Annotated in this window: 29 protein-coding genes; 6 read left to right on the plus strand and 23 right to left on the minus strand. The window is 31.0% G+C overall.

All coding sequences use genetic code 11. The features are described from left to right. The first annotated feature begins 25 nt into the window (after positions 1-25). Entirely contained in the window at positions 26-1,060 is a 1,035-nt protein-coding gene (locus L8T82_RS03005) for an isoaspartyl peptidase/L-asparaginase family protein (RefSeq protein ID WP_263659513.1), read from the plus strand. On the opposite strand, the gene L8T82_RS03010 is transcribed toward L8T82_RS03005, so the two are convergent. The 11 genes from L8T82_RS03010 to L8T82_RS03060 form a co-directional block, all read right to left on the minus strand. Next, complete coding sequence (locus L8T82_RS03010; RefSeq protein WP_263665489.1) at positions 1,057-1,479, minus strand: Sua5 YciO YrdC YwlC family protein; 423 nt, start codon at positions 1,477-1,479, stop codon at positions 1,057-1,059. The two genes, L8T82_RS03005 and L8T82_RS03010, sit on opposite strands and share 4 nt — an antisense overlap. After that, positions 1,476-4,739: a carbamoyl-phosphate synthase large subunit gene (gene carB / locus L8T82_RS03015; protein ID WP_263725838.1), complete on the minus strand. Its 3,264-nt coding sequence runs from the start codon at positions 4,737-4,739 to the stop codon at positions 1,476-1,478. Before carB ends, L8T82_RS03010 begins: the two co-directional genes overlap by 4 nt. Positions 4,740-4,836: 97 nt before the next feature. After that, the gene (locus tag L8T82_RS03020; protein ID WP_263660462.1) at positions 4,837-5,808 is read right to left on the minus strand and encodes a catalase; all 972 of its coding nucleotides are present in this window, start codon (positions 5,806-5,808) and stop codon (positions 4,837-4,839) included. Positions 5,809-5,897: 89 nt separating this feature from the next. After that, positions 5,898-6,641 carry a rod shape-determining protein MreC gene (mreC, locus tag L8T82_RS03025; protein WP_133319511.1) on the minus strand — a complete coding sequence of 248 codons (744 nt, stop codon included), beginning with the start codon at positions 6,639-6,641 and terminating at the stop codon, positions 5,898-5,900. Next, complete coding sequence (locus L8T82_RS03030; RefSeq protein ID WP_012662095.1) at positions 6,631-7,668, minus strand: rod shape-determining protein; 1,038 nt, start codon at positions 7,666-7,668, stop codon at positions 6,631-6,633. Before L8T82_RS03030 ends, mreC begins: the two co-directional genes overlap by 11 nt. 2 nt (positions 7,669-7,670) lie before the next feature. Then, positions 7,671-8,900: an ATP-dependent Clp protease ATP-binding subunit ClpX gene (gene clpX / locus L8T82_RS03035; protein ID WP_039619273.1), complete on the minus strand. Its 1,230-nt coding sequence runs from the start codon at positions 8,898-8,900 to the stop codon at positions 7,671-7,673. Further along, on the minus strand, positions 8,893-9,684 hold the full coding sequence (lpxA, locus tag L8T82_RS03040; RefSeq protein WP_263666638.1) for an acyl-ACP--UDP-N-acetylglucosamine O-acyltransferase: 792 nt from the start codon (positions 9,682-9,684) through the stop codon (positions 8,893-8,895). Before lpxA ends, clpX begins: the two co-directional genes overlap by 8 nt. Beyond that, positions 9,684-10,124, minus strand: a complete 441-nt coding sequence (gene fabZ / locus L8T82_RS03045; RefSeq protein ID WP_039619275.1) for a 3-hydroxyacyl-ACP dehydratase FabZ — start codon at positions 10,122-10,124, stop codon at positions 9,684-9,686. The genes lpxA and fabZ overlap by 1 nt, the downstream gene beginning before the upstream one ends. 68 nt (positions 10,125-10,192) lie before the next feature. Next, on the minus strand, positions 10,193-11,266 hold the full coding sequence (locus L8T82_RS03050) for an epoxyqueuosine reductase QueH (RefSeq protein WP_263725839.1): 1,074 nt from the start codon (positions 11,264-11,266) through the stop codon (positions 10,193-10,195). After that, positions 11,260-11,721 carry a thioredoxin-dependent thiol peroxidase gene (gene bcp, locus L8T82_RS03055; protein WP_133319509.1) on the minus strand — a complete coding sequence of 154 codons (462 nt, stop codon included), beginning with the start codon at positions 11,719-11,721 and terminating at the stop codon, positions 11,260-11,262. The genes L8T82_RS03050 and bcp overlap by 7 nt, the downstream gene beginning before the upstream one ends. Beyond that, positions 11,718-11,924: a tautomerase family protein gene (locus L8T82_RS03060; protein WP_133319508.1), complete on the minus strand. Its 207-nt coding sequence runs from the start codon at positions 11,922-11,924 to the stop codon at positions 11,718-11,720. The genes bcp and L8T82_RS03060 overlap by 4 nt, the downstream gene beginning before the upstream one ends. A gap of 100 nt (positions 11,925-12,024) precedes the next feature. Between L8T82_RS03060 and ilvE the strand changes: the two genes are divergently transcribed. From ilvE to L8T82_RS03080, 4 genes are read left to right on the plus strand one after another with little or no spacing between them, the layout of a single operon-like run. Continuing rightward, positions 12,025-12,939 carry a branched-chain-amino-acid transaminase gene (gene ilvE, locus L8T82_RS03065; protein ID WP_133319507.1) on the plus strand — a complete coding sequence of 305 codons (915 nt, stop codon included), beginning with the start codon at positions 12,025-12,027 and terminating at the stop codon, positions 12,937-12,939. A gap of 12 nt (positions 12,940-12,951) precedes the next feature. Then, positions 12,952-14,022 carry a prohibitin family protein gene (locus L8T82_RS03070; protein ID WP_133319506.1) on the plus strand — a complete coding sequence of 357 codons (1,071 nt, stop codon included), beginning with the start codon at positions 12,952-12,954 and terminating at the stop codon, positions 14,020-14,022. A 17-nt stretch (positions 14,023-14,039) separates the two neighbouring features. Next, positions 14,040-14,576, plus strand: a complete 537-nt coding sequence (locus L8T82_RS03075) for a DUF2393 family protein (RefSeq protein ID WP_133319505.1) — start codon at positions 14,040-14,042, stop codon at positions 14,574-14,576. A 41-nt stretch (positions 14,577-14,617) separates the two neighbouring features. Next, a complete protein-coding gene (locus L8T82_RS03080; protein WP_263725861.1) occupies positions 14,618-15,106 on the plus strand; it encodes a DUF2393 domain-containing protein in 489 nt (162 codons plus the stop codon). A gap of 3 nt (positions 15,107-15,109) precedes the next feature. Here the strand turns inward: L8T82_RS03080 and purF are convergent, their stop codons facing one another. Together purF and dapB are read right to left on the minus strand one after the other, a co-directional pair. Further along, positions 15,110-16,450, minus strand: coding sequence for an amidophosphoribosyltransferase (gene purF / locus L8T82_RS03085; protein WP_220566553.1), 1,341 nt, complete (start codon positions 16,448-16,450; stop codon positions 15,110-15,112). Further along, positions 16,451-17,179: a 4-hydroxy-tetrahydrodipicolinate reductase gene (gene dapB, locus L8T82_RS03090; RefSeq protein WP_133319502.1), complete on the minus strand. Its 729-nt coding sequence runs from the start codon at positions 17,177-17,179 to the stop codon at positions 16,451-16,453. Between the two features lie 135 nt (positions 17,180-17,314). Here dapB and L8T82_RS03095 point away from each other — a divergent pair, with 135 nt between their 5' ends. Further along, the gene (locus L8T82_RS03095; RefSeq protein WP_263725840.1) at positions 17,315-19,096 is read left to right on the plus strand and encodes a PhoX family protein; all 1,782 of its coding nucleotides are present in this window, start codon (positions 17,315-17,317) and stop codon (positions 19,094-19,096) included. 19 nt (positions 19,097-19,115) lie between these two features. Here the strand turns inward: L8T82_RS03095 and trxB are convergent, their stop codons facing one another. The 10 genes from trxB to rpmE all read right to left on the minus strand — a co-directional run bounded on the left by trxB (position 19,116) and on the right by rpmE (position 26,729). After that, positions 19,116-20,054, minus strand: coding sequence for a thioredoxin-disulfide reductase (gene trxB, locus L8T82_RS03100; protein WP_258107683.1), 939 nt, complete (start codon positions 20,052-20,054; stop codon positions 19,116-19,118). Between the two features lie 117 nt (positions 20,055-20,171). Next, entirely contained in the window at positions 20,172-20,486 is a 315-nt protein-coding gene (gene trxA, locus L8T82_RS03105) for a thioredoxin (RefSeq protein ID WP_039619298.1), read from the minus strand. A 51-nt stretch (positions 20,487-20,537) separates the two neighbouring features. Then, on the minus strand, positions 20,538-20,876 hold the full coding sequence (locus L8T82_RS03110; RefSeq protein ID WP_263665497.1) for a YraN family protein: 339 nt from the start codon (positions 20,874-20,876) through the stop codon (positions 20,538-20,540). Next, positions 20,876-22,129: a homoserine dehydrogenase gene (locus L8T82_RS03115; protein WP_263725841.1), complete on the minus strand. Its 1,254-nt coding sequence runs from the start codon at positions 22,127-22,129 to the stop codon at positions 20,876-20,878. Before L8T82_RS03115 ends, L8T82_RS03110 begins: the two co-directional genes overlap by 1 nt. A gap of 1 nt (position 22,130) precedes the next feature. After that, a complete protein-coding gene (locus L8T82_RS03120; RefSeq protein ID WP_220566550.1) occupies positions 22,131-23,333 on the minus strand; it encodes an LL-diaminopimelate aminotransferase in 1,203 nt (400 codons plus the stop codon). A gap of 12 nt (positions 23,334-23,345) precedes the next feature. Next, positions 23,346-24,152, minus strand: a complete 807-nt coding sequence (locus L8T82_RS03125; RefSeq protein ID WP_263665499.1) for a hypothetical protein — start codon at positions 24,150-24,152, stop codon at positions 23,346-23,348. Then, complete coding sequence (locus L8T82_RS03130; protein WP_263725842.1) at positions 24,146-25,018, minus strand: hypothetical protein; 873 nt, start codon at positions 25,016-25,018, stop codon at positions 24,146-24,148. The genes L8T82_RS03125 and L8T82_RS03130 overlap by 7 nt, the downstream gene beginning before the upstream one ends. Continuing rightward, a complete protein-coding gene (gene rlmB, locus L8T82_RS03135; RefSeq protein ID WP_263665501.1) occupies positions 25,011-25,691 on the minus strand; it encodes a 23S rRNA (guanosine(2251)-2'-O)-methyltransferase RlmB in 681 nt (226 codons plus the stop codon). The genes L8T82_RS03130 and rlmB overlap by 8 nt, the downstream gene beginning before the upstream one ends. Before the next feature lie 19 nt (positions 25,692-25,710). After that, entirely contained in the window at positions 25,711-26,529 is an 819-nt protein-coding gene (gene rsmI / locus L8T82_RS03140) for a 16S rRNA (cytidine(1402)-2'-O)-methyltransferase (protein WP_263725843.1), read from the minus strand. Next, entirely contained in the window at positions 26,529-26,729 is a 201-nt protein-coding gene (gene rpmE, locus L8T82_RS03145; RefSeq protein WP_039664588.1) for a 50S ribosomal protein L31, read from the minus strand. The genes rsmI and rpmE overlap by 1 nt, the downstream gene beginning before the upstream one ends. Positions 26,730-26,796 lie beyond the last annotated feature (67 nt).

Consider the following 26,796-nt stretch of genomic DNA (forward strand, 5'->3'; position numbering starts at 1 on the left):
AATAATTTTAAAAAAGGAGTAAATAATGAAATTTTTAACCTGTAGTAAAAGAATTTTATTGACATTAACTAGTTTAATATTTTTACTAAGCAATAATGTCTTTGCAAAAGATTTTGAACCTATCATCGTTATACATGGTGGAACAAGTGGCTTAGGACTTACCAAAGAAGAATTTGCCAAAAGAGAAAAGGTAATGAAAGAATCTTTAAAAGCAGGTCAAAGCATACTTGAAAAAGGAGGAAGCTCGGTTGATGCAGTTATAGCCGCTATTAAAGTAATGGAAGATAGTCCTGAATTTAATGCTGGGAAAGGTGCTGTTTTTACCTCTGATGGATTTAATGAGCTTGATGCATCTATAATGGATGGAAAAAATTTAAAAGCAGGCGCAGTTGCTATGGCTAGGACGATTAAAAACCCTATAGAAGCAGCAAGACTTGTTATGGAAAAAACACCCCATACTTTAATAGCGGGCGAGGGTGCTGATAAATTAGCCAAAAAACATGGCTTAGAAATAGTAGGACAAAAATACTTTTTTACAGAGCACAGATACAAACAACTTCAAGAAGCTAAAAAAAGCAAGGAAGTTTTATTAGATAGTGATAAGGCAAAAGCTCATCTTGGTGTAAGCACCGAGCCATATTTAGGCACAGTAGGTGCAATAGCTTTAGATAAAAACGGCAACCTAGCAGCAGGTACAAGCACAGGTGGCACTACAAATAAAATGACAGGACGCATTGGGGATTCTCCTATCATAGGAGCAGGAAATTATGCAAATAATGACTCAGTAGCAATTTCTTGCACAGGAACAGGTGATATTTACATAAGAGTAGCTGCAGCTCATGAAGTTGCATCTTTGTATAAATACAAAAAACTTTCAGTGCAAAAAGCAGCCCAAGAAACTATCAAACAAGTTGCAAAACTTGGTGGTACAGGCGGAATTATTTCAATAGATAAAAATGGAAAAGTTGGTTATGCTTGGACTAAAGATAAACTTGGAATGTATCATGGACAAGCAAAAATCGGCGAAGAGCCAAAAGTATTTTGGCCGCTTGGAAATTAACGCAGTTTAACTTTTTTAATGCCTCGAAGTTTAAAAATCTTTGAGGCTCCACTTTCAAAAAACTTTTCATCTATTATTTTATCTGCATTTTGCATAGCCCAATTTAGATCAAATTTTTTTCCATGAATGTTTGCAGAAGTAGAATAAAGCCAATCAAACTTTTTTAAAAATTCCTCATGAGTGCAATCTTTCACAACGCGTATTGCTTTAGAATTAGGATATAAAAAAGTAGTTTTTTTGGATTTTCTAATAGTATTTTTAAAATGATTTGGCACTCTTGTAAGTTTTTTAAGCTCACTAAATTTAGCTGTGGTAATCAAACAATCTTGCTTTAAGGGCCTTTTTTTTAAAGTATTAAGGGCTTTTAAGTCCTTACTTAAAAACCCTGCTGTTGTATCAGTTTGAGCAAGATAAATCATGTTTTTAAGTATTCTTGTAAGCTCTTTACTTCAAGACATGATTTATTTTGTATAGCTTTGATAGCTTTAATCCCCGCATAAGCTGCTCTTAGATTTGTAAAATATGGGATTTTAAAGCGTAAAATATTTGCTCTAATTTTTTTAGTGTCGCCTTTAAAACTATGCTCATCGCTAGTATTTATAGCAAGTTGAATTTGAGAATTTTTTAATTTATCCTCTACATTCGGGCGTCCTTCAGAAATTTTATGCACAAACTCACACTCCAAGCCCGCTTCTTGTAAAACTTTATAAGTTCCACTCGTAGCAATGATTTTAAATCCTAGCTTAATATACTCATTAGCTAAATCTACTGCATATTTTTTATCTTGCTCTCTTAGTGATAAAAACACATTACCACTTTCTGGTAAGAAATTTGAAGAAGCAAGTTGGCTTTTTGCATAAGAGTTATCAAAGTCTTTACTTACCCCCATAACTTCACCGGTTGAGCGCATTTCAGGTCCAAGCTCAAGATCGCTTCCGCTAAGTTTAGCAAAAGGAAATACCACTGATTTTACACTAATATGTTTTGGCTTTTTAGCTCTTAAAATTCCGTTTTTTTCCTCTACCACTTTAAAGGTGTCATAAAATTTCAAGCTTTCTCTTAAATTTCCTTGCCACATCACGCGTGTTGCAACCTTAGCTAAAGGAATTCCTGTAGCCTTACTCACAAAAGGCACGGTTCTACTAGCTCTTGGATTTACTTCTATCATATAAAGTTTATTATCATAAATAGCAAATTGTATATTTAAAAGTCCTACTACACCTAAATTTAAAGCAATATCTTTTGTTTTTTGCTCAATCATTTCAAGCATAGCTTCATCAATATTTACAGCAGGTAAAGAGCAAGCGCTATCGCCTGAGTGAATTCCTGCTTCTTCAATATGCTCCATAATACCTGCTACATAAACTTCTTTTCCATCACTTATCGCATCTACATCAAGCTCAGTTGCATTGTCTAAGAATTGATCAATTAATACCGGAGATTTATCACTCACATCTACTGCTTCTTGCATATAAAGTCTAAGCTCACTCTCATCATGCACTACACGCATTGCACGACCACCCAAAACATAACTTGGTCTAACAAGCACAGGATAACCTATCTCATTTGCTTTTATAATCGCTTCTTCTACACTTATAGCTGTGCCATTTTTAGGTTGATTTATACCTAGATCTTCAATAAATTTAGCAAATTTCTTTCTATCTTCAGCTAAATCTATTACCCTTGCACTTGTTCCTATAATCTTTGCCCCAAAAGCACTAAGGCGTTTTGCAAATTTAAGCGGAGTTTGACCACCAAAATGCACTATCACTCCATCGGGTTTTTCTCTATCAATAACTGCTCTTAAATGCTCAAAATCAATTGGCTCAAAATACAAAATATCGCTTGTATCATAATCTGTTGAAACCGTTTCTGGGTTACAATTATACATTATAGTTTTTACGCCCATATCTTTTAGAGCAAAAGAAGCATGCACGCAAGCATAATCAAACTCAATGCCTTGTCCTATGCGGTTTGGTCCACCACCTATAATCATCACTTTTTTATCTTTTTTATCTTTACTTTCTTTTACTTGCGTAGCTTCATTTGTATTAATACTTGAGTATAAATACGGGGTCAGTGCTTCAAATTCTCCTGCACAAGTATCTACTTCACTATATTGAGCGATGATTTTGTGTTTAATTCTTGCATAATAAATATCATTTTGGCTTAACTCAAGATTATCTTTTTGATTAATTAAGCTAGCAATTTTTTTATCTGAAAAACCTAAGGTTTTAGCTTTTCTTAATAGTTGCTTATTACTTAAAATATCCATATCTATTTGATTTTCAAATTCCACTATTTCTTTGATTTGGTTTAAAAACCAAGGATCTATTTTGCAAAGCTCAAAAAGCTCTTGTGTGCTAAAACCTTCTCTAAAAGCTTGTGCTATATAAAGCAAGCGTTTTTCATTAGCTTGGCGAATTTTTGCTAAAAGCTCATTTTTATCACATTCTATAGTATCAAACCCACTTAAATTTCTCTCAAGTGAGCAAAGTGCTTTTTGAATGCTTTCTTTAAAAGTTCTCCCTATAGCCATAACCTCACCCACGCTTTTCATAGCAGTGCCAAGCTCTGTGCTTGCATTTGGGAATTTTTCAAAAGTAAAACGAGGAATTTTAGTTACGATATAATCAATTACCGGTTCAAATGAAGCAGGAGTTCCTGTGATATCATTTTTAATCTCATCTAAACTAAATCCAACTGCTAAAAGCGTAGCTACCTTAGCTATAGGATAGCCCGTAGCTTTACTAGCTAGGGCTGAAGATCTTGAAACCCTAGGATTCATTTCAATAACTATCATTCTACCATTAGTTGGATTGATAGCAAATTGCACATTTGATCCACCTGTATCTACTCCAATTTCTCTTAAAATAGCAAAAGAAGCATTACGCATCGCTTGGTATTCTTTATCAGTCAAAGTTAAAGCAGGAGCTATAGTAATAGAATCGCCTGTATGAACTCCCATAGGATCGACATTTTCAATAGAGCAAACGATAATACAATTGTCATTTTTATCTCTAATGACCTCCATTTCGTATTCTTTCCAACCAAGTAAGCTTTCTTCGATTAAAATTTCATGGATAGGGCTTAGCGCTAAAGCAGTATTTGCAAGTTCTGCAAACTCATCCATATTATACACCACGCCACTTCCTGCACCACCTAAGGTAAAAGAAGCTCTAATCATCAAAGGAAAACCAATCTCATCAACAGCTTTTAAAGCCTCTTCATAATTATACGCATACATAGATTTTGGTAAATCCATGCCGATTTTTTTCATACATTCTTTAAAAACTTGTCTGTCTTCGCCTTTTTTAATCGCTTCAGGATTTGCACCTAAAAATTTTACATCTGCAAGCTCGCCACTTTCATAAACTTCCATAGCAACATTCAAAGCAACTTGGCCACCCATAGTAGGTAAAATCGCATCGATTTTTTCTTTTTTGATAATACTTAGAATACTTTCTTTGGTAATTGGTTCTATATAAGTTGCATCAGCAAATTCAGGATCTGTCATAATCGTAGCCGGATTAGAATTGATCAAAACTACTCTATAACCTAGCTCTTTTAAAGTTTTTGCCGCTTGAGTTCCTGAGTAATCAAACTCACAAGCTTGACCTATAATGATAGGCCCACTGCCTATTAATAATATATTTTTTATATCTGTTCTTTTTGGCATGTATTTTCCTAAGCTAAATTTTTAGCCAAATTATAACAAATATAAGTTTTTTAGAAGTTGAATTTAACAAAGAATTTAGCTCTTAAAGAGCTAAATTTTATTGACGCTTACCAAAAGTTATAGCATAAGCTTCATTTCTTACATCAAATAAAGGATCTTGTGGTGGATTAACCCCTTGAGGTACATCCGAAGGAAAATATACATCAAAATTACAATCTTCATCGCTCAAGGCATTAACCTTAAAAGTCCCAACTAAACTTTCTTTGTGCTTACCACTCCATAAAGCCGTTGTTTCATTGGTAATATCATTTTTATTTGCATATACTAAATACATTTTATACTCAACCGGCTTATTAGCTTTTACACGATTTTGAAAATCTTCTTTTAAAAAATCACTACTCGCACTTTTCATTTGTGCTTCATTTAAATATGCCACACCTTCACTTGGAACTAATTTCCATCTTGCTGGTAAATAGTTTTCTCCGTTTGCTTGTTTAAAATAAAAAGTATGAATACTAAAAAATGGAGTATTTGCTACACTTTTACTAATGCCAATTTTATCAGTATATGCAGCAAAATTTCTATAAGAATCAACCTCTTGCATCATCTTGCTTATTTTTTCTTGATCGACTTTACCATTTACAGGAAGTCTCATTTCAAAAAACTGACCGAATTCTTTAGGATTTTTTGCGAAATTTATTTCTGTATTTAGCATAACCATAGTCCAAGAAGCAGAATCTTTAGGATCAGTAATTCTAATAGCCATACCTCTTGTTTTGCTTTTATCATCTTTAAAAGCTCCACCCAAAGAATATCTTACTTGGATTGGCAAACTTTTTTGTGTTAACAAAGGCACATCAACTTCTTTATTAATAGACAAAGCTGGCTCAAAAGTTCCCATAGCACAAAAGCCTTTTGCATGATTAACTTTTGCTTTTGGATTTTTAGGATCAGCATTAAGTTGATAAAAAATATCTGCTATTTTTTGTGCATCATATTCCACTTCATTTGCATAAATAGCACCACTTAAACAGCAAAAAGCTAAACAACTACTGATATATTTTTTCATTTAATCTCCTAAATTTTTAAAATTCGGAGATAATTCTAATATTTAATAGTAAATAATAATTTATATCAACTAAAATAAATAACTTTTTATTAAAAATTTTCTACCATATAAAAATAACTTGGTACTTTCATTTTTACATAAGGTTTAACATATGCATTTTGATAGGCACCTTCTTCTTCTATTTTAAAAATTTCGCCTACTGGAATTCCTGAAAAGAAAATCTCATCTAAGCCACTTGTATAAACCTTATCGCCCATTTTAAGTTCAAGCCATTTAGGAATATATTTAACTAAAACATAATCATTTCTACCATGAGCTATACCTGGTGCTTGTTCCTTACCTATATATACGGAAAAAATACACTCTTCATCACCTTGTAAAAGTCCCAAAGCTCTACCATTTTTTTCTATAACTATGCCTGCTGTATAGCCATTATAAATTAAGCCTTTAATTTTTCCTTTATAATCCACATCAAGCCAAACCTTATGATAATCGCTAATTTGAGCATAAGAAGTTGCCTTAACTAAACTAACATTAGGATAATAAAAACTTGAATTTTTATCACTTAAAATATTGTTTAATTCATTGGCAAAGTTTTTCATATAGATATTGTTTTTTTCAAGCTCAGCATTTCTTTCTCTTAATTTTTTAATTTCTTGAGCTTGATTAAAATGCTCATTAAATTTATCTTTTAAAAGATTAATGCTTTGAGAAAACTGATTAACAATAGCAATATTTAAATCTAAAACATTTCGTTTTATTATATCTCCATAATAAAACGAAACAAACACTAAAAAAGATAAAATTAAAACACTAAGAATTTTACTCTTCATTCGTTAGTTGGTGCAATAAAGAAATTTCTTCCAAAGCTTTACCTGTGCCTTTTGCTACTGCTAAAAGTGGCTCATCAGCTACATATACTGGAAGTTTTACAATTTCAGATAAATATTTATCAAGACCGCGTATTAAAGCTCCGCCTCCTGTTAAAACAACACCATTTTCAACAATATCAGCTGCAAGATCAGGCGGCATCATTTCAAGAACGATTTTTAATGCATCAGCAATTTCTTTTAAATGCTCACGCATAGCCTCTCTTACATCTTCACTTGTTAACTCTATTCTATTTAACAATCCTGTTACTTGATCGCGTCCTTTAACTACCATAGAAAGCTCTTTTGGAAGCTGAACTGCTGAGCCTATTGCGATTTTGATTTCCTCGCCCGTTCTTTCACCTATGACAAGATTGTATTTTTCTTTTACATAATTTACTATACTAGTATCAAGCTTATCACCAGCTGTTCGGATAGATTTTGAAATCACAAGACCGCCCAAAGAAGTAACACCAATTTCAGTAGTACCACCGCCAATATCTACCACCAAGCTCCCTTGAGGCTCTCTAATTGGTAAATTTGCACCAATAGCTGCTGCCATAGGCTCTTCTATCAAAAATACTTCTCTAGCACCCGCACTTAACGCACTTTCTCTAACTGCCTTTCTTTCAACTTGAGTTAAACCATAAGGAACTGAAATGATAATTCTAGGTCTTAAAAAAGATTTTCTTCTATGAGTTTTTTCTATAAAATAACGGATCATTTTTTCAGTCATATCAAAATCAGCAATCACACCATCTTTCATAGGACGGATTGCTTCGATATTACCTGGGGTTTTTCCTACCATTTCCTTAGCTTCTTTTCCAACAGCTAAAATTTTAACCCTACCATATCTTTCACGCTCTACCGCAACAACCGAAGGTTCATCAATCACTATACCTTTATCTTTTACCAAAACTAAAGTATTTGCAGTACCTAAGTCAATCCCCATATCGCTTGAAAAAAATCCAATTATTTGATCTAAAATCATTCTCAGCCTTTAACTTTTTTATTTTTTATAAATAAAGGTTTTGCACCTTCTTTGATCACTTCTTTAGTAATTACTATGCTATATCCATTATACTCTGGCAAATCAAACATCAAATCTACCATCATTTCTTCAATAATACTTCTTAAACCTCTAGCGCCTGTTTTACGCTCTAGCGAAAGCTTAGCAATCTCTCTTAGCGCTTCATCTTCAAATTTTAATTCCACATTGTCAATAGCAAAAAGTTTTTGATATTGCTTAATAATGGCATTTTTTGGCTCAGTTAAAATACGCACCATGCTTTCTTCATCAAGCTCTTCTAAAGAAGCAAGTACATGCAATCTTCCTATAAGTTCAGGAATAAGCCCAAAATGCACCAAATCATCAGGCTCTAGTCTTTGAAGTAAAGCTTCTTTTTCATCTTTTTTATCATCAGTAAAAAAGCCCATGACATTATCGCCTAATTTTCTTTTAATAATATCACTAATACCATCAAAAGCCCCGCCACACACAAATAAAATATTAGTTGTATCTATTTGTATGAAGTCTTGATTTGGGTGTTTTCTACCGCCTTTTGGTGGGATATTTACCAAAGATCCTTCGATAATTTTGAGTAAGGCTTGTTGCACGCCCTCACCACTTACATCTCTTGTAATGGAGCGATTTTCGCCCATTCTTGCGATTTTGTCTATCTCATCGATAAATATAATCCCTTTTTGTGCTCTTTGCACATCTCCATCAGCAGCTTGCAAAAGACGAGTAAGGATATTTTCAACATCTTCTCCCACATAACCTGCTTCAGTTAAAGAAGTCGCATCACAAATTGCGATAGGAACATCTAAAAATCTAGCTAAAGTCTGTGCCAGTAAAGTTTTTCCACTTCCCGTTGGGCCTACTAATAAAATATTTGATTTTGCTAATTCTGTATCATCATCTTCTAAGTCAGATCTAAAAAGCCTTTTGTAGTGATTATACACCCCTACACTAAAGATTTTTTTAGCTCTATCTTGCCCGATAACATATTTATCTAAATATGCTTTTAATTCCTTAGGAGTAATATCTTTAAAATTTTCTTTATCAACTTCTTTATTTTTTAATTCTTTTTCCTCTCCAAAGAAAATATTGCAAGCACTTTCGGCACAATACTCACATATAAAGGCATTATTATAATCATTTACTAAAATTCTTCTTTCACTTGTTTCTATTTCATTGCAAAAACTACATCTTTTAACCATGACTTTTTTCCTTATATATAGGAATTCCTCTTTTTGTTTCTAAGATAAAATTACACATTTTTTTCACATTTTCACTAGAAGTATTTTCTAGCAAACTTAAAGCATTATCTTTTAAATTTCCTTGTCTGAATAAAAATTTAAAAGCCTTACTTAAAACATCCACTTCTTCTTTATCAAAGCGTCTTCTAATGCCTACTAAATTTAAACTTCTAATGCTTGCTCGATTTCCTTCAGCTAAGCAAAATGGCACCACATCTTGAGAAAGCGCACTAGCACCTGCTATCATACACCCCTCACCTACCTTAACAAACTGATGTATTGGAGTAAGTCCACCTACCACAGTATAATCTCCAAGTTCCACATGACCTGCTAAAGTAGCATTATTTGCTAAAATAATATTATCTCCAAGCAAACAATCATGTGCAATATGAGAATAAGCCATTATAAAAGCATTATCACCTATTCTTGTAAAACCATCGCCCTTAGCTGTACCTGAATTTATAGTAACAAATTCTCTAATAACTGCATTTTTTCCTATAATAACACCTGAATTTATCTCATCTTTATAAGATATATCTTGTGGGATATCTCCAACTATGGCATAAGAAAAAACTTTAGAATTTTCACCTATGCTTACATTAGGTAAAATTCTTGCACCTTGTTTGATGATAGTATTTGCACCTATATTGGCATTTTTTCCAACATAGGCATAGGCCTCTACTACAACACCATCTGCTATAATAGCTCCATCTTCTATAACAGCACTTGGATGAATTTTGCTCATCATTTATCTACTATCATAGCTTTAAGTTCAGCTTCTGCAACCAATTGTCCATCAACAAAAGCTTTTCCTTGAAAAATCCACATATTTCCACGATTTTTCACCACACTCATCTCATAATCAAGCCTATCACCTGGACGCACTGGATTTCTAAATTTAGCATTATCAATACCTGTAAAATACACTACTTTAGTGCTTGGATCTACCTTATCATCCATACTTTCAAATGCTAAAACCCCTCCAGTTTGTGCCATACCTTCTAAAATTAACACACCCGGGTAAATTGGATGATCTGGAAAATGTCCCATAAAAACATGGTCGCTTATACTAATATTTTTATAACCTCTAACAACTTCTTTATTTTTTAATTCTACGATTTTATCTACAAGTAAAAATGGATACCTATGTGGTAAAATTTTTTGAATTTGCATTACATCTATCATAAATTTAGCCTTAAAATATATTCAAAATTCAGATTTTACAAAAAAAATATTAACAAACTAGTTAAGTTTTATAACTTCACAATCTTTTCTTTACTATCAAAATAAATTTCACTTTTTGCTATAAATTCATAAGCGCCTTTTGTGATATTTTCAACAATAATCACCGGCGAAAGATCATAAGCACCAAAATGCTTTTGCCTTATTTTGATTTCTTGCTCTATTTTTAAAGGATTTTGTAAAAAATCTTCAAAATTTTTAAATCGCATTTTGCACAAACTATTTAAATAATCAAAACTCCATAAATTAATCTCATCCTTTACGCTTTTATAGCACTTTAAATCCTCTTCTAAAATACTAAATTTAGTGTAAGAATTTTTAAAATGAGAATAAAATAAAACATGAGTTTTTATGGCTTTTTTGTTTTCTTTTATCAAAGCTCTTAGTAAGCGATAATTTAAAAATTTCTCTCTTTGAATTTCAAATTTAACACCCTTTTTTTCTAATTTTTTTACTTGATTGTAAAATTTTATCTTTTCTTCTATGCTTGAAGGTAATATTTGTTTATTTATAGGACTCATAAGCTCATCTATAAAAGCTTTTTGGCCTTTTTGTTTAGAAAGTGCATAAATACACCCACAATAATTTTGATGATAAAGCATATCTTGCTTAGCTAAGGCAAATTGTCTTTGCGTGCCTCCATTTTTTCTAAAATCAGGTGCCAAAAACTCTATACCAAATTTATCGCATTCTTTTTGTAAAGCTAATTTTAACTGCTCTAAGTCTTTTTTAGGGGATGTTAAAAGGGTTGTTGTAAGTTTTTTTTCACCAATTTTTTGAGCAAATTCAACACTTTTATGCATTCTAAAATCAAAACAAATTTGACATCTTGCGCCTTTTTCAGGCTCGTCTTCATAACCCTTTACACCCTCAAGCCATTTTTCATACTCATATTCACCTTTATAAAGTTTAATGCCTAATTTATCACAACTGCGTTTAACATCTAAAAATCTAAGTTCATGCTCACTATATGGATGAATATTTGGGTCATAAAAATACCCAATGATTTTCTCTTCAGGATAGGTTTTACTTAATTCTTGTATAAAATAATGGCTATCCACGCTACAGCAAATATGCACTAGCATAATTCTTTTAACACCTTAAAAGCATGATCTTTAGCTTTTACATTTTTATAAATTTTTAAGATTTTTCCATTTTCATCAATCACAAAAGTAGATCTTATAAGCCCTTCATACTCTTTACCATAATTTTTCTTTAAACCCCAAGCACCATAAAGTTTACAAATTTCTTTTTCACTATCGCTTAATAAAGTGTGTTTTAAATCATATTTTTTTATGAAATTTTCATGCGATTTAACACTATCTGGACTAATACCTATAATCACAGCATTTTGCTCTAAAAAATCCTCATAACTTTGACTAAATTCACAAGCTTGTGTGGTACAACCTGGGGTGTTATCTTTTGGATAAAAATACAAAATAATTTTTTTACCCAAGAAATCACTTAAAGAAATTTTAACTCCATCTTGATTTAAAAGTTCAAACACAGGAGCTTTATCACCAATTTGCAATTCTTTCATTTTTTATCTTTCAATCTTAATTTTTCTACACTTTCGCCACCAAAAGCAATATTATATGGCTCAATATCTTCTAACATAATCACTATATTTTGCTTTGGCTTGTTGTATTTTGTATGTAAAAGTTCTGTAATATCTGCTATTAACTCTTCTTTTTGTGTTTTGCTAAATTCTGGTTTAGCTAATTTGATATTTATAATTGGCATGATTTTTCCTTGTTTCAAATATAATAATTTTACTATATTCTAGTAATTATTAGTATATTTTTGATAAAATTAGTTTTATTTTCAACAAAAAGGCTTAGTTATGATTAGGGCAAAAAAAATTTGGATGGATGGAAAAATCATTGATTTTGATGATGCAAAAATTCATGTTTTAACACATTCATTACATTATGCAAATGCAGTTTTTGAAGGAACAAGAGCTTATAAAACACAAAATGGTTTAGCAATTTTTAGATTAAAAGAACACACCAAAAGACTTTTAGAGTCTGCAAAAATTACTTTAATTAATTCTCCTTTTTCTCAAGAAGAACTTGAAAATGCACAAGTTGAACTTTTAAGAGCAAATGATTTTCAAAATAACACCTATTTGCGACCATTAATCTTTTTAGGTGATGGTACTATGGGAGTTTATCATGCTAAAGCTCCTGTTAGGGTAGCTATTGCTGCTTGGGAATGGGGTGCTTATTTAGGCGAAGAAGGCTTAGAAAAAGGTATTAAGGTTAAAATTTCTTCTTTTGCTAGAAATAGTGTAAAATCTAGCTTAGGTAAAGCAAAAGCAAGTGCAAATTATTTAAATTCTCAAATGGCTAAATATGAAGCTATAGAAGCAGGATATGAGGAAGCCTTAATGCTCGATGAAGAAGGTTTTGTAGCAGAAGGAACAGGTGAGTGTTTTTTTATGATTAAAGATAATAAGCTAATCACACCACCAAATGATTTTTCATTAAAAAGTATCACTCAAGATACTGTTTTAAAAATTGCACATGATTTGGGCATAAGTGTAGTGCGTCAAAGAATTTCAAGAGATGAAGTTTATGTAGCTGATGAAGCATTTTTCACAGGAACTGCAGCAGAAATAACTCCGATAAATAATATTGATGCAAGAATTATAGGAGATGGAAAAAGAGGTGAGCTAACGACAAAGCTTCAAAATGCGTATTTTGATATAGTTTATGGACGCAATGAAAAATACGCTTCTATGCTAACTTATATTTAACAAAGGAACTAAATGCCAGCTGATTTGAATGATTATTTTAATAAAAAAAACAATCAAAACAACAATAAGCAAAATTTAAACTTCAAAACACCAGAATTTAATTTCAAAGGTTTTGGGAAATTTTCCCCATTAATTTATAGTGCAATTGCAATTATTTTAGTTTTTGCACTTTTTAAACCTTTTGCAATAGTAAATTCAGGGGAAATGGGGATCAAATCCACTACAGGTAAATACAGCCCTACCCCACTTGAACCAGGACTTCATTTTTTTATGCCTATACTGCAAAAAATCACTATCGTAGATACTAGAGTAAGACAAATCAACTATGCTTCAATCGAAGGAATAAATGAAAATTTACAAATAGGATCAGGCGTTGTTAATAAAAATAGCATTTCGGTACTTGATTCAAGAGGCTTGCCTGTATCTATTGATGTAACCGTTCAATACAGATTAAATCCTTTACAAGTTCCTCAAACTATCGCGACATGGGGGCTTAATTGGGAAAATAAAATCATAGATCCAGTAGTAAGAGATGTTGTAAGAAATGTTGTAGGTCAATACACTGCAGAAGAGCTTCCAACAAATCGTAATACTATAGCGGTGCAAATTGATCAGGGTATTAGAAAAACTATTGAAAGCCAACCAAATGAGCCAGCAGAGCTTCAAGCAGTTCAGCTTAGAGAAATTATCTTACCTATAAAAGTAAAAGAACAGATCGAAAGAGTACAAATTGCTAAACAAGAAGCTGAAAGAACTAAATATGAAGTTGAAAGAGCTAACCAAGAAGCACTTAAAAAAGCGGCTTTAGCTGAAGGGGAGGCAAATGCAACTATTATTAGTGCTAAAGGTAGAGCAAGTGCGGTAAAAATTGAAGCTGATGCACAAGCATATTCAAATAGAGAAATAGCAAAAAGTTTAAATAATCCTTTACTTGATTTAAAACAAATTGAAACCCAAAAGCAATTTAATGAAGCACTTAAAGTCAATAAAGATGCTAAAATTTTCTTAACACCAGGCGGAGCTGTGCCAAATATTTGGGTTGATAGCAAAGATAATAAAAGAACAAGTTCAGTAGCAAATTAAAAAATAAAGAAGTGATAATGAATGTTCAACATATCCGAGAGCAAATGATCTTTTATACAGCTCATTTGCACTTGATCGATTTTTTGTTAATGGCTTTAGTTGTATTCTTTTTCATTATCACTTTATTTATTGCTTTGATTGTTAGAAACAAACCTACTTTTGCTTTTATTATAATTTTTTTAGGAATTTTATGTTCACTTAGTATTGCGTATTTGGGATATTTTTTAATTGATACTAAAGTTAGATCCAGAATAGCTAGCTTAGATAATGCTCAATTTTTTGTATATGATAATTCTTTAAGTGTTGATTATAGCTTGACAAATACTTCTAAAAAAAGTTTTAAATTTTGCAAAATAAAAGTAGAAGTATTTAGAAAAAGCGATGAAAATAATACTTTTAAAAATTTAATACATTTATTAAAACCATTAAGAAGTAAATCTACCACTATCGAAAAAACAATAAGTCCCAACCAAACTATTAATCTAAAAACCAAATTTTCCGATTTTAATGAAGGTCAAGATTTTGACATTAAAATTAATTCAAAGTGTTTTTAATGGGATATTTTACTTTTTTTCATATTCTTATCATTTTTATTATGCTAGCTTCAACTTTCCTTACTTGGATTTTATTCTATTTAAAAATACAAAACAAAAAATATATAATAATTTTTTGCATAATAAGTTTTATATTAGCCTCAATCTTAACTATTTCTTTATTATTAACTATAGATCAATACACAAAAAAAGCTAGTTTGAGTAATTTTTCAACCTACAGACGCTTAGCTACAGAAAGTATTATTATAAAAGGTAGAGTAACCAACGATACTAATTTTAAAATTTCAGAATGCTTTTTAGAACTTAGAATTATTGATAATAATAAAAAGCATGAAATCAGTGGAGAAATTTTTAATCAACAAAATTTTAATAGCATAAAAAAAGCAAATCAACAACAAAGAGATGTTTCGTATAATATTAACATTGCAAATCAATTATCAGGTCATACCTACAAAGACTTTTCTTTTGAAGTGGGATTGCCACCTCATTTTCAAAGTTATAAAATTTTTAAACAATTAAAATGCAGATAAGGATTATTTAATAAAATAATCCCCATCAAAACTAATCAAAGAATATTTTCTTTCATTGCCTATGCTTGAAACTAGCTCATTAATATCTAAAAAAGTCAAACTATCTGCACCTGTATATTCTCTAACCTCTTCAATACTCTTATTAGCTGAAATTAACTCTTCAAAAGTTGGAGTGTCTATACCATAAATATCAGGAAATTTGATTTCTGGACAAGCTATAGCCAAATGAATTTTTCTAGCACCTGCTTGTCTTAAAAGTGTGATGATTTTTTTAGAAGTTGTTCCTCTTACTACACTATCATCAATCACCACTATATCTTTGCCTTCTAAAACTTTCTTCATAGGATTTAATTTCAGTTTTACTTTTAAATTTCTCATTTCTTGAGTTGGCTCTATGAAAGTTCTTCCAACATAGTGATTTCTAACTATGGCCATTTCAAGTGGAATTTTTAAATATTGCGCAAAACCTATAGCAGCACTTACTCCACTATCAGGAACAGGCACTACAAAATCTACTTTTTCTTTAAATTTTTTAGCCAAGGCTTCACCCATTTTTTTACGCACTTCATATACACTTTTACCTTCTATAATACTATCAGGTCTAGCAAAATAAATATATTCAAATGCACAAATTCTTGGATCTGTTTTATCAAAAACTTGAATGCTTTCAAACTCATCACTACCTTGAGTAAAAACTAGCATTTCACCGGGCTTTATATCGCGGATAAATTCAGCTTCTATCAAATCAAAAGCACAAGTTTCACTCGCTACAATATATCCACCATCTTTTAATTTTCCCAAAGATAAAGGTCTAACCCCATAAGGATCTCTTACCACAAAAAGTTGATTTTTACTGGCCAACATAAAGCAATATGCACCCTTACTTTGCATTAGACTTTCTATAAACCTATCTTTTAAAGTTTCTTTTTTGCTTTTTGCTATTAAATGTACAACATTTTCTGTGTCCATATTAGAATGAAAAATAGCTCCATTGTCAATTAACTCTTTTCTAACTTCTTCTTTATTAATCAAATTTCCATTATGCACTAAAGAAATATCACCCAAAGAACAAGTAGCTGCAACAGGCTGTGCATCATGCAAAGAAGAATTTCCGGCGGTAGAATAACGATTATGCCCTATAGCTATACTACCTTTTAAATCTGCTAAAATTTGAGTATTAAAAATTTGTCCTACTTCACCTTTAGCTTTATGAGTTTTGATATTTAAACCATCACTTACACTAATTCCACTTGCTTCTTGGCCACGATGTTGCATAGCAAATAAAGCATAATAAGCCACCGTGCTTGCATTTTTTGAATTAATTACTCCAACTACCGCACACATTTAAATTCCTAAACAATCGTCTATATCATATAAGCCATTTTCTTGAGAAACCAGCCATTTAGCACATCTAATAGCCCCCATAGCAAAAGTAGCTCTTGAAGTAGCACTATGATTTAATTCTATAAATTCACCATCATTATAAAATCCAACTCTATGAGAACCCACTATATCACCACCTCTTAAGCTCATCACTGCGATTTCATCTTTACTTCTTTGACCAATAATCCCATCTCTACCACTTACTCTAACCTTTTCCAAATCTAAATTCCTAGCCTTAGCGACATTTTGTGCTAAAGTCATAGCTGTACCACTTGGAGCGTCTTTTTTCTTATTATGGTGCATTTCAAGTATTTCTATATCAAAATCCCTTAAAGCTTCACTTGCTAAACATGAAAGTTTTTTTAAAATAGCTACACCCAAAGACATATTGGTAGCATAAAGAATTGGCATAGTAATGCTTGCACTTTGCATTAACTCATTTTGCTTAGCATCTAATCCTGTAGTACCTATCACTAAAGGTTTAGGATTGCTTCTTGCGTATAACAACAAATCCTCACAACCTTTCGGGGAAGAAAAATCAATTATTACATCGCATTTGTTAAAAAATTCTTCATAGCTTGATCCTTGATAAAAAAATGCACTTGCTTTAGCATCTTTTTGATCTTGTAAACAATTTTCAATTTGTTTACCCATGCGACCATTGCTCCCATGAATTCCTATACATATCATAAATTTATCCTTTATATTTGCAGTGAGAAATTGTATCACTAAGTTAATTAATACAATATTACATACCATGAGCAAAAGTTTCCAAAAAGTTTCCAAAAAACTTTAAATTTATAACACATTTTTAAAAGGAGTTTTATGAAAAGAAGAACATTTTTGAAAGGTTCAGCTTTGGGTTCTATGGTAGCATTTTTTGCTAGCTCAAATTTAAATGCGAGTTTATTAAAAGATAAAGATTTGCTAAATTTTAAAGAAATACCTGCTAGCACAGAAGATAAAGTTATCGTACCAGATGGCTACAAAGCAGATATTTTAATCTCATGGGGCGATCCTCTTTTTAGTAAAGCATCTATTTATGATGAAGAAAAAAATATCGATAAAAAAGCTGTGGAAAATGCTAAATTAACTTTTGGAGACAATAACGATGGTATGAGTTTTTTTCCTCTTTCAAAAGATAGGGCTATACTAGCTATTAATAATGAATATATAAATCCTGAAATTATATTTAAACATCAAGGTAAAAATCTTAGCTTAGAAGATATTTTATATGAACAAGCAAATTTAGGAGTGAGCATTTTTGAAATAAAAAAAGAAAAAGATCAATGGTCTGTGGTGCTTGATTCTAAATACAACCGCAGAATCGATGCAAATACAAAAATGAGCATTAGTGGTCCAGCAAAACAACAAGTACTTCAAAATGAAAATTTTATATATGGAACTTTAAATAATTGTGCCAATGGAAAAACACCTTGGGGGACTTATCTTACTTGCGAAGAAAATATAAATGATTTTTTTGGAAGTTTAGATGAAAAAATTAAATTTTCAAAAGAGCAACTTAGATTTGGATTTAAAGCTCAAAGTCAATATGGGTGGGAAAAATTTGATGAAAGATTTGATTTAAGTAAAAATCCAAACGAGGCAAATAAATTTGGATGGGTTGTAGAAATTGATCCATTTGATCCAAACAGCATACCTATAAAAAGAACAGCTCTTGGAAGATTTAAACACGAAAATGCAGAATTAATTGTAGAAGATGATGGAACTGTTGTAATTTATATGGGAGATGATGAAGCCAATGAATTTATTTATAAATTTATAAGCAAACATAAATATAAAAAAGGTCTAGATACTAGCAAAATTTTAGATGAAGGAACCTTATATGTAGCACAATTTAATGGAAAAATAGGAGATTTTAGAGGGAGTGGAAAATGGATTGAGTTAGAATATGGTAAAAATAACCTTAATAAAGAAAATGGTTTTAACTCTCAAGCAGATGTGTTAATCAATGCTAGAATTGCTGGATCTATTGTAAATGCAACTCCTATGGATAGATGCGAATGGATAGCAAGCCATAAAGAAAGTGGCTCAAAAGAAGTATTTGCTACCTTAACAAACAATAAAAAAAATAATAACCCAAATCCAGCAAACCCGAGAACAAAAAATATTTACGGACAAATAATTAAATGGGAGCATAAAAATTCTCATAAAGATGATGAATTTACTTGGGAAATTTTTGCACTTGCAGGAAACCCTGATAATCAAACAAGTTTAAATAAAGGCTCAAACAACATTACAAGTAATAATAAATTTAATTCCCCCGATGGATTAAGTTTTGATAGAGATGGTCGCCTTTGGATACAAACTGATGGAAACTATTCTAATCAAGAAGAATTTGAAGGCATGGGAAATAATTGTATGTTAGCAGCTAATCCAAAAACAGGGGAAATAAAAAGATTTTTAACAGGACCAATAGCTTGCGAAATAACAGGAATTACTTTTAGTCAAGATTATAAAACTATGTTTGTTGGAATTCAACATCCAGGAGAGAAATTAAAAGGCAGTCAATTTCCTTATGGAAAAACACCAAGATCAAGTATAATAGCAATAAGTAAAATTGATGGCGGAGTTATTGGAAGTTAATCAATTTACACTAGAAATTCTAGTGTAAATTTTCAATATAAGCTAAAGCGCTAAGCGCTGCAACCGCTCCATCACCTGCTGCACATATTACTTGTTTTGGAGCATCTTTTCTTAAATCACCTGCTGCAAATAACCCTGCTATATTAGTTTGCATTTTAAGATCAACGCTAACTTGACCACCTTCTTCCATAGCACATAAAAACTCACCATTGTCTTGTTTTAAGATTTCATTTCTTACATTTAATCCAACAAAGGTAAAGATTCCAGGCACATCAAGCTCTCTTTTAGAACCATCATTAAATGCTATTTTAATTTTATTAACACCCATATTATCACCGCAAACCTCATCAACAACCGCATTTGTGATCAATTCTATTTTGTCATTATTTTTTACTTTTTCAACTGTTGAAGGTGCTGCTCTAAACTCATCTCTTCTGTGGATTAAATACACTTTTGAACAAATATTAGCTAGATACAAAGCTTCTTCTAAAGCAGTATCTCCCCCACCTAAAACAGCCACTTCTTTATTTTTATAAAAAAAGCCATCGCAAGTTGCACAAGTACTCACACCTTTACCAAAAAATTCATCCTCGCCTTTAAAACCAGCACGACGCGGAGTAGAGCCTGTGCAAACAATAACTGCTTTTGCCTGTTCGTTTTTACCGCCTTCCAATTTTATATTAAAACTTCCATCAGAATTTTTACTAATTTGCTCAACACCTACCATCTCATGTTTTAAACCAAAACGCATACATTGTTCATTCCAAGGAGCCATAAAAGAAATTCCATCTAAAACTTGAGCAACTCCAGGATAATTTTCTATCTCTGAACTCGAAGTAATCTGCCCACCAGGCATACCTTTTTCAAACATTACAACATTTTTTAATCCGCCTCTTGTAGCATATAAACCTGCGCTCAAACCTGCAGGTCCACCACCTATAATAGCTAAATCTAACATGATATTTTCCTTATAGTTTTATTTATAAGTATTATACAAATTTTTCTTTAATTATAAATAATAAAAATTATTAAATAGTAAAAAATATAAAGAAAAGCCACAAAAAGTGGCTTAAGATTATAAAAGTGAGTTTAGTTTATCTGCTAAAGCTTGTTTTGATTGAGCACCAACTAGTTGATCAACCACTTCACCATCTTTAAAAAAAATGATAGTTGGGATAGATCTTACACCAAATTGTGCAGCCAAATCACCTTGCTCATCTGTATTTACTTTACAAATTTTAGCTTTACCATCAAAATCATTTGCAAGCTCATCAATTACCGGTGCAAGCATTCTGCAAGGTCCGCACCATGGAGCCCAAAAATCTACTAAAGCTACACCTTCTTTTGCTTGTGCAAAATTTTCTGTAGTTAAATCAATATATTTTCCCATTTTTTTCTCCTTTGTTTTTTCAAATTCTATTAAAATAGAATAAACATTCCCTTAATAACTAATGTTCTCTAAAAGTTTTATATCATCTTTATATACGCAAAGTAAATCTAGTTGATAATTTTCATCATTTTTATGTTTCATAAAGTAATATTCTATAGTCTTAATAATTTTATTATATTTTTTATTATCCAATCTATATTCTACCTCATAATCACCTTGCGTACTTTTAACTTCAATAAAATGTAAAATTTTATCTTTTTTAGCAATAATATCAATTTCTCCAAATTTAGAATGAAAATTCCTTTTTAAAATTTCAAATCCTTGTATTTTTAAAAATTCACACGCTAACTCTTCTCCTTTTTTACCAAAAAGATATTCAAATAATGCCATTACTCTTCTATTCTCATCATAAAAACATCATCTTTTACAAATTCCTGTTCTCTAAGCTTTTGAGTTAAAATTTGTATATTTTTTTCATAAGTTTGATGAGTGATGAAAAATAAAGTGCTATAATCTTGCTTTTCTTTTTTAGGTTTTTGCAAGAAAGTATCGATTGAAATTTGATGTTCGCTCATTAATTGTGTGATTTTTGATAAAACTCCTATTTTATCTAATACCTTTAATCTTAAGTAATATCTTGTATAAATTTCATCTTTACTTAAAAGTTTATAAGAAGTATCATTTAAATACCCAAAAATAGCACTATTTTTTTCTTTTCTTGCTATATCGATTAAATCAGCTATAACAGCACTTGCAGTTGCCCTGCCACCTGCTCCTGGGCCATAATATAAACTTTCACCCAATACATCTCCATCAATACTAATAGCATTCATTACCCCATCAACTTTTGCTAGTATTTTATCTTTGCTAAGCATGGTAGGATGAACTCTTAATTCTATTTTTTCATCTTTAATCTTAGCAATACCCAAATGTTTTATGGTATATTCAAATTCTTTTGCAAAATAAATATCCTCATTACTTACTTTGCTAACACCCTCAATCAAAATATCTTCAGGTTTTACTCTTAATCCATAGGCAATATTTGCTAAAATCAAAAGTTTATGCGCTGCATCAAAACCCTCTATATCAAAAGTGGGATTAGCTTCAGCATATCCTAAATCTTGTGCTTTTTTTAACACCTCTTGGAATTTGGTATTATCTTCGGTCATTTTACTTAAAATATAATTGCTTGTGCCATTTAAAATACCTTTAATAGAAACAATATTATTAGCACTCAAGCCCTCTTTTAAAATTTTAATAATAGGAATTCCACCCGCCACACTCGCCTCATAACCAAAAGCTGTATCTTGTGCTAATTTTTCAAGCTCATAACGATGATAAGCAAGCAAAGCTTTATTAGCAGTTACCACTGCTTTTTTTCTTTTTAAAATTTTTGAAATTATCTCAAAGGGTAAATCAATACCACCCATTAACTCCACAAATACATCAATATCTTCACGCTCTAAAACCTCATCAATATCATTTACCACAGGAATTAATGCATTTGGTTTTGGATTTCTTGCCAAAGCAATTACTGGAATAATTTCTTCATCACATCTTGCTTTGATTAAATCTTGATTTTTTAGCAAAGTTTCTACAACAGCACTTCCTACCGTACCATATCCCAAAATTGCGATTTTCATTTTATTCTCTTAAATATTTTTTTATATTTCTTGCTGCTTGACGAATGCGATTTTCATTTTCTATTAAAGCTATTCTAACATACTCATTACCCGCTTCACCAAAACCAACTCCAGGACTTACCGCTACATTTGCTTTTTGCAAAAGCTGTTTAGAAAATTCCATACTTCCAAGGTGAGCTTTACTTTGAGGGAGTTTTGCCCAAACAAACATACTTGCATTTGGTTTTTTCAGCTCCCATCCTGCCTGAAAAAATGAATCAAGCAAGACTTCTAATCTTTTTGCATAAGTTGCCTTAATCTCTTCAACACAAGTTTGATCTCCATCTAAAGCTATAGTAGCAGCAACTTGTATAGGAGTATACATACCATAATCAAACCAAGACTTGATTTTTTTCAAAGCCGCAATTAAGCGTTTATTACCCACTACAAAACCTACACGCCAACCTGCCATATTGTAAGACTTTGAAAGTGTATAAGTTTCTACCGCTACATCTTTAGCACCTTCAACTTCAAAAATAGAAGGGGTTTTATAAGAACCAAAAGTCAAATCTGCATAAGCAATATCAGAAATAATATAAAATCTTTCTTTTTTTGCCATTGCAACTAATCTCTCATAAAAACTTCTTTCCACAGTGACTGTTGTAGGATTGTGCGGAAAATTTACTACTACATATTTTGGACGCGGAATACTTTCATGTAGTGTTTTTTGTAAATTTTCAAAAAAAGTATTTTCATTTAATTCATAATTTTCATTAAAATCAAAATTCATAGTTGCTACATTACCACCTGCTATGATAAAAGCTTGAGTGTGTATAGGGTAAGCGGGTGTAGGTACAATAGCTACATCTCCTGGATTAATAACGGCTCTTGCTAAATTTACAAAGCCTTCTTTAGAGCCCATCGTTGCAACTACTTCACTTTCAGGATCTAAATCAACATCGTATTTTCTTTTATACCAATTACAAATTGCAAGTCTTAGTTTATAAATTCCACTCGAAGCAGAATAACCAGAAGTTTTTTCTTTATTTGCACTTTCACAAAGTTTATCTATAATGTGTTGAGGAGTTTTACCATCAGGATTTCCCATAGAAAAATCTATTATATCCTCCCCTGCTCTTCTTGCTGCCATTTTAATCGCATTAACTTCAGCAAAAACATAATTTGGAAGTCTTTCTATGGTATTAAAATGAATTTCTTCAAACATTTTCCATCCTTTTTAGCGTCTTAAGTAAATTTTTAAACCCCTTTTTATGTTATCAAGGCTAAACATATCGCCAATGATAGCATATTTTGCACCCAATGGTATATTTACATTTACTTCATTTTGTTTGTGTGTGTTTTCTATACCTTGAATAAAATTTAAATTTTTATCTAAAAATTGAATTTTACAAAACCAAGAATCAAGATTGTGCGCGCTAAGCTCTATACTTTTTGCTCCTTGTAAATCAACAATATATTCCCTTAAAGGCTTATTTAATTGAGTGATGGTATTTAGTGGAATTTGAGTATTAACTTTAGGTTTTGCTTTTGAAAAATCTAGCTCATACTCATAATTTAATTCTGAAATTTTAGAAATATCTTTAATAAAAACAGAGCTTGATAACAAGGCTTTATAGAAAACTCCTGGATCAAGCATATATTGAGAATCTACAGCTAACTTATAGGTGATATAATTTTCCCTTAAAGTTAATTCAGTTGGTATAAAATACACATAGCCTAATTCATTTAAAGTATCATTAATAGTTTTAAAAAATAAAACAGAATCAGCTTGAGCTTTAAAACTAAAAGTTAGAGTTTTTGGCTCATTTAATATAAAATTTGCCAAAGAATTAGTTTTTAAAATTTGAGAAATAGTGTAAATATCTACGTTTCCGCGTTCATCTTTATAATCATTCCTTGCAAACAAAAGCTCTAATTTCGCATCTTTAGAATTATCATTAACAATATGTTTTGCAACTTCTAAAGCACTTAGTGCAAAAGCGTTAAGAGTAAAAAAAATGGAAAATATTAAAATTCTTACCATAATTTTCCTCTATTTTCTTTGATAAATTCAGCTTTTGTAATTTGTTTGATTTTACCATCTTTAATCATTAAAAATTTAGACACACCGTTTTTAAACTCTAAAGTATTATTATTTTCATCGTTTAAGCTAAAAGCAGCGTGGCCTGTGGTAATTAACATATCTTTATCCAAAGGTAAAACATAATCATTTTTAATAGTTAAAGAGCTCTTTCTAAAAGTTTTTAAATCCACCATACCAAGCCAAAGCTCTGCACTTGGTTTTATAATGCTTTCATTGAGTAAAATCATATTTTCTTCAGGCATATTTGAGCTAACATTATCTTCTAATGTTTTTTCTGTATTATTGTTCTCGCTTATTGGTTCTAAAATAGTCGCGTTTGTTTCATTATTTTCCATAGCATCATCAGCAAAAAAATTAAGAACTGGTGTTTCATTTTCATCAACTTTTTCTTCTAAAACAACCTGCTCTTGATTTAATACATTGGTGGTATTTTCATCTAAAGTAGAACTTTGAAAAAATCTTGAAACACCCCAGGCCAAAGCTACTATCAAAAGTACTACTACTATAATCACAATATACCATACACTTGAGCTTTCTTTGGTATATGAGTTCATTCTAGGTGAAATATGCACATGATTTTTTTTCTCAATACCATTTTCTTCTAAATAGACATGATATTCTTCTAAAAAATTAGAAAAGTCAAGCTCATACTCTCTTTGTAAAATTTTAATAAAGCCATTTACATTAAAGCGAGATAAAGACTTAAAATCTTTCTTAATGATATATTCAAGACAAGCTATTTCTATTTGTGTTCTTTTTTGAACTTCTAACAAATTTAAATCTTCTAATTTTTTCCAACTATCCATTTTTCATCCTATCGCAAAGTATTGCAAATGCTGCACTAACATTTAAACTATCAAAATCATTGTGCATTTTTATACCTACGCACTCATCGCATTTTTTAAGTACCTTTGGCGCTATACCAAAACCTTCACTTCCCATAATCAAAACTTTTTTATCTTTGGCCTTGATAGTATGTATATCACTACCTCCGCTTGCACTAGCATAGATATAAAAACCTTTTTGTTTTAACTCATTTATCATGCTTAAAATATCATCATTTAAGACTATTTTCATATCTAAAGCTGCTCCACTACTTGCACGAATAACTCCATCCATAGCCACGCTTTTAGCTACCAAAATAACCCCATCAGCACCTAAAGCATAAGCACTACGCACGATAGCACCTATATTTCCAACATCGCTAATATTATATAAAATAACTATAAAATCTTTTTCTTTTAAACTCTCAAAAGAGCTAAATTCAAATTCATCAATTTCCATTAAAAAACCTTGATGATTTCCACCTCTTGCCAAACTTTGTGCGGCTTTAAAATCGAGTTTTTTAATTTTTTTTGATGCCCTTGTTATTTTTGTAAAATCAGCTTTTTCACATTCTTTCGCTAAATAAATTTCTTTAATTTTTTCTTCATGCTTTTCTAAGATATAAAAAAACACTTGCTTACCATAAACTATCATTTTTAAATAATAACCAAATTCAACTTAAAAGCAGTTTTTGATAATTTTCTTTTGGAGATTTTGCATTGATTTTCGAAAGAAGTTTTGCCTTTGCCTTTAAAGATAAATCAAGCTCATAAATATCTTGCTCACACAAGGTATTTTGATGAAATTGCTTTTCTTTAGCATTTACCACTACACACCACTCACCGCGTAAATCCATTGTTTTTAATTTTTCCAAAACCTCTAAAGCTTCTGCTCTAAATTTAGTTTCAAATTTCTTTGTTGCTTCTTTTATGATAAAAATTTCTCTTAAAGGATCAATTTTACTAATTTCTTCTACTAAATTAAGTATTCTAGTGGGTGCTTCATAAACTATACTAGGATAAGGATTAAGCATTAAATTTTCAATATCTTTTTGTCTTTGAGGATTTTTATTGGCCAAAAAACCCATAAAAATAAATTCTTTTTTACAAAATGCGCTTGAAACCAATGCAAGCAAAGCGGCATTTGATCCTGCTAAGACTTCATAGTCAATATTGTTTTTAATAGCATATTCGATTAAAAATTGCCCCGGATCGCTAATACCTGGCATACCTGCATCACTTAAATATGCAATATCTTGTTCAAAAAAATTACCATCTATTTTTGCTAAAAAATCTTTTTCATTATGAGTATGTAAGGCTAGATATTTATCAGGTTTTATTTCTAAATTAAATTTTTCATTAAGAAGATGAATTAAAGATTTGCAAACTCTTGTATCTTCACATAAAAAGAGCTTGCATTTTTGTAAAATTTCTAAAGAATGAAAAGAAATATCGTTTAAATTTCCTATAGGTGTAGGAATAAAATATAACATTATTGCATTGCGTATTTTTTCTTAAATTTCTCTACACGACCCGCAGCATCTACGATTTTTTCACTACCTGTAAAGAATGGGTGGCAGCTTGAACAAATATCAACTTTAATTTCTGATTTATTTGACTTAGTAGTAAAAGAATTTCCACAAGCACAACTAACTTTACACTCTACATATTCTGGGTGAATTTCTTTCTTCATTGTTTATCCTTTTTCAAAACATTAAGGCGTAATTATATAGATTTTTATATAAAAAATAGCTAAATTT

This window comes from Campylobacter sp. IFREMER_LSEM_CL292, assembly GCF_025771615.1.
Lineage (GTDB): Bacteria > Campylobacterota > Campylobacteria > Campylobacterales > Campylobacteraceae > Campylobacter_D > Campylobacter_D lari_D.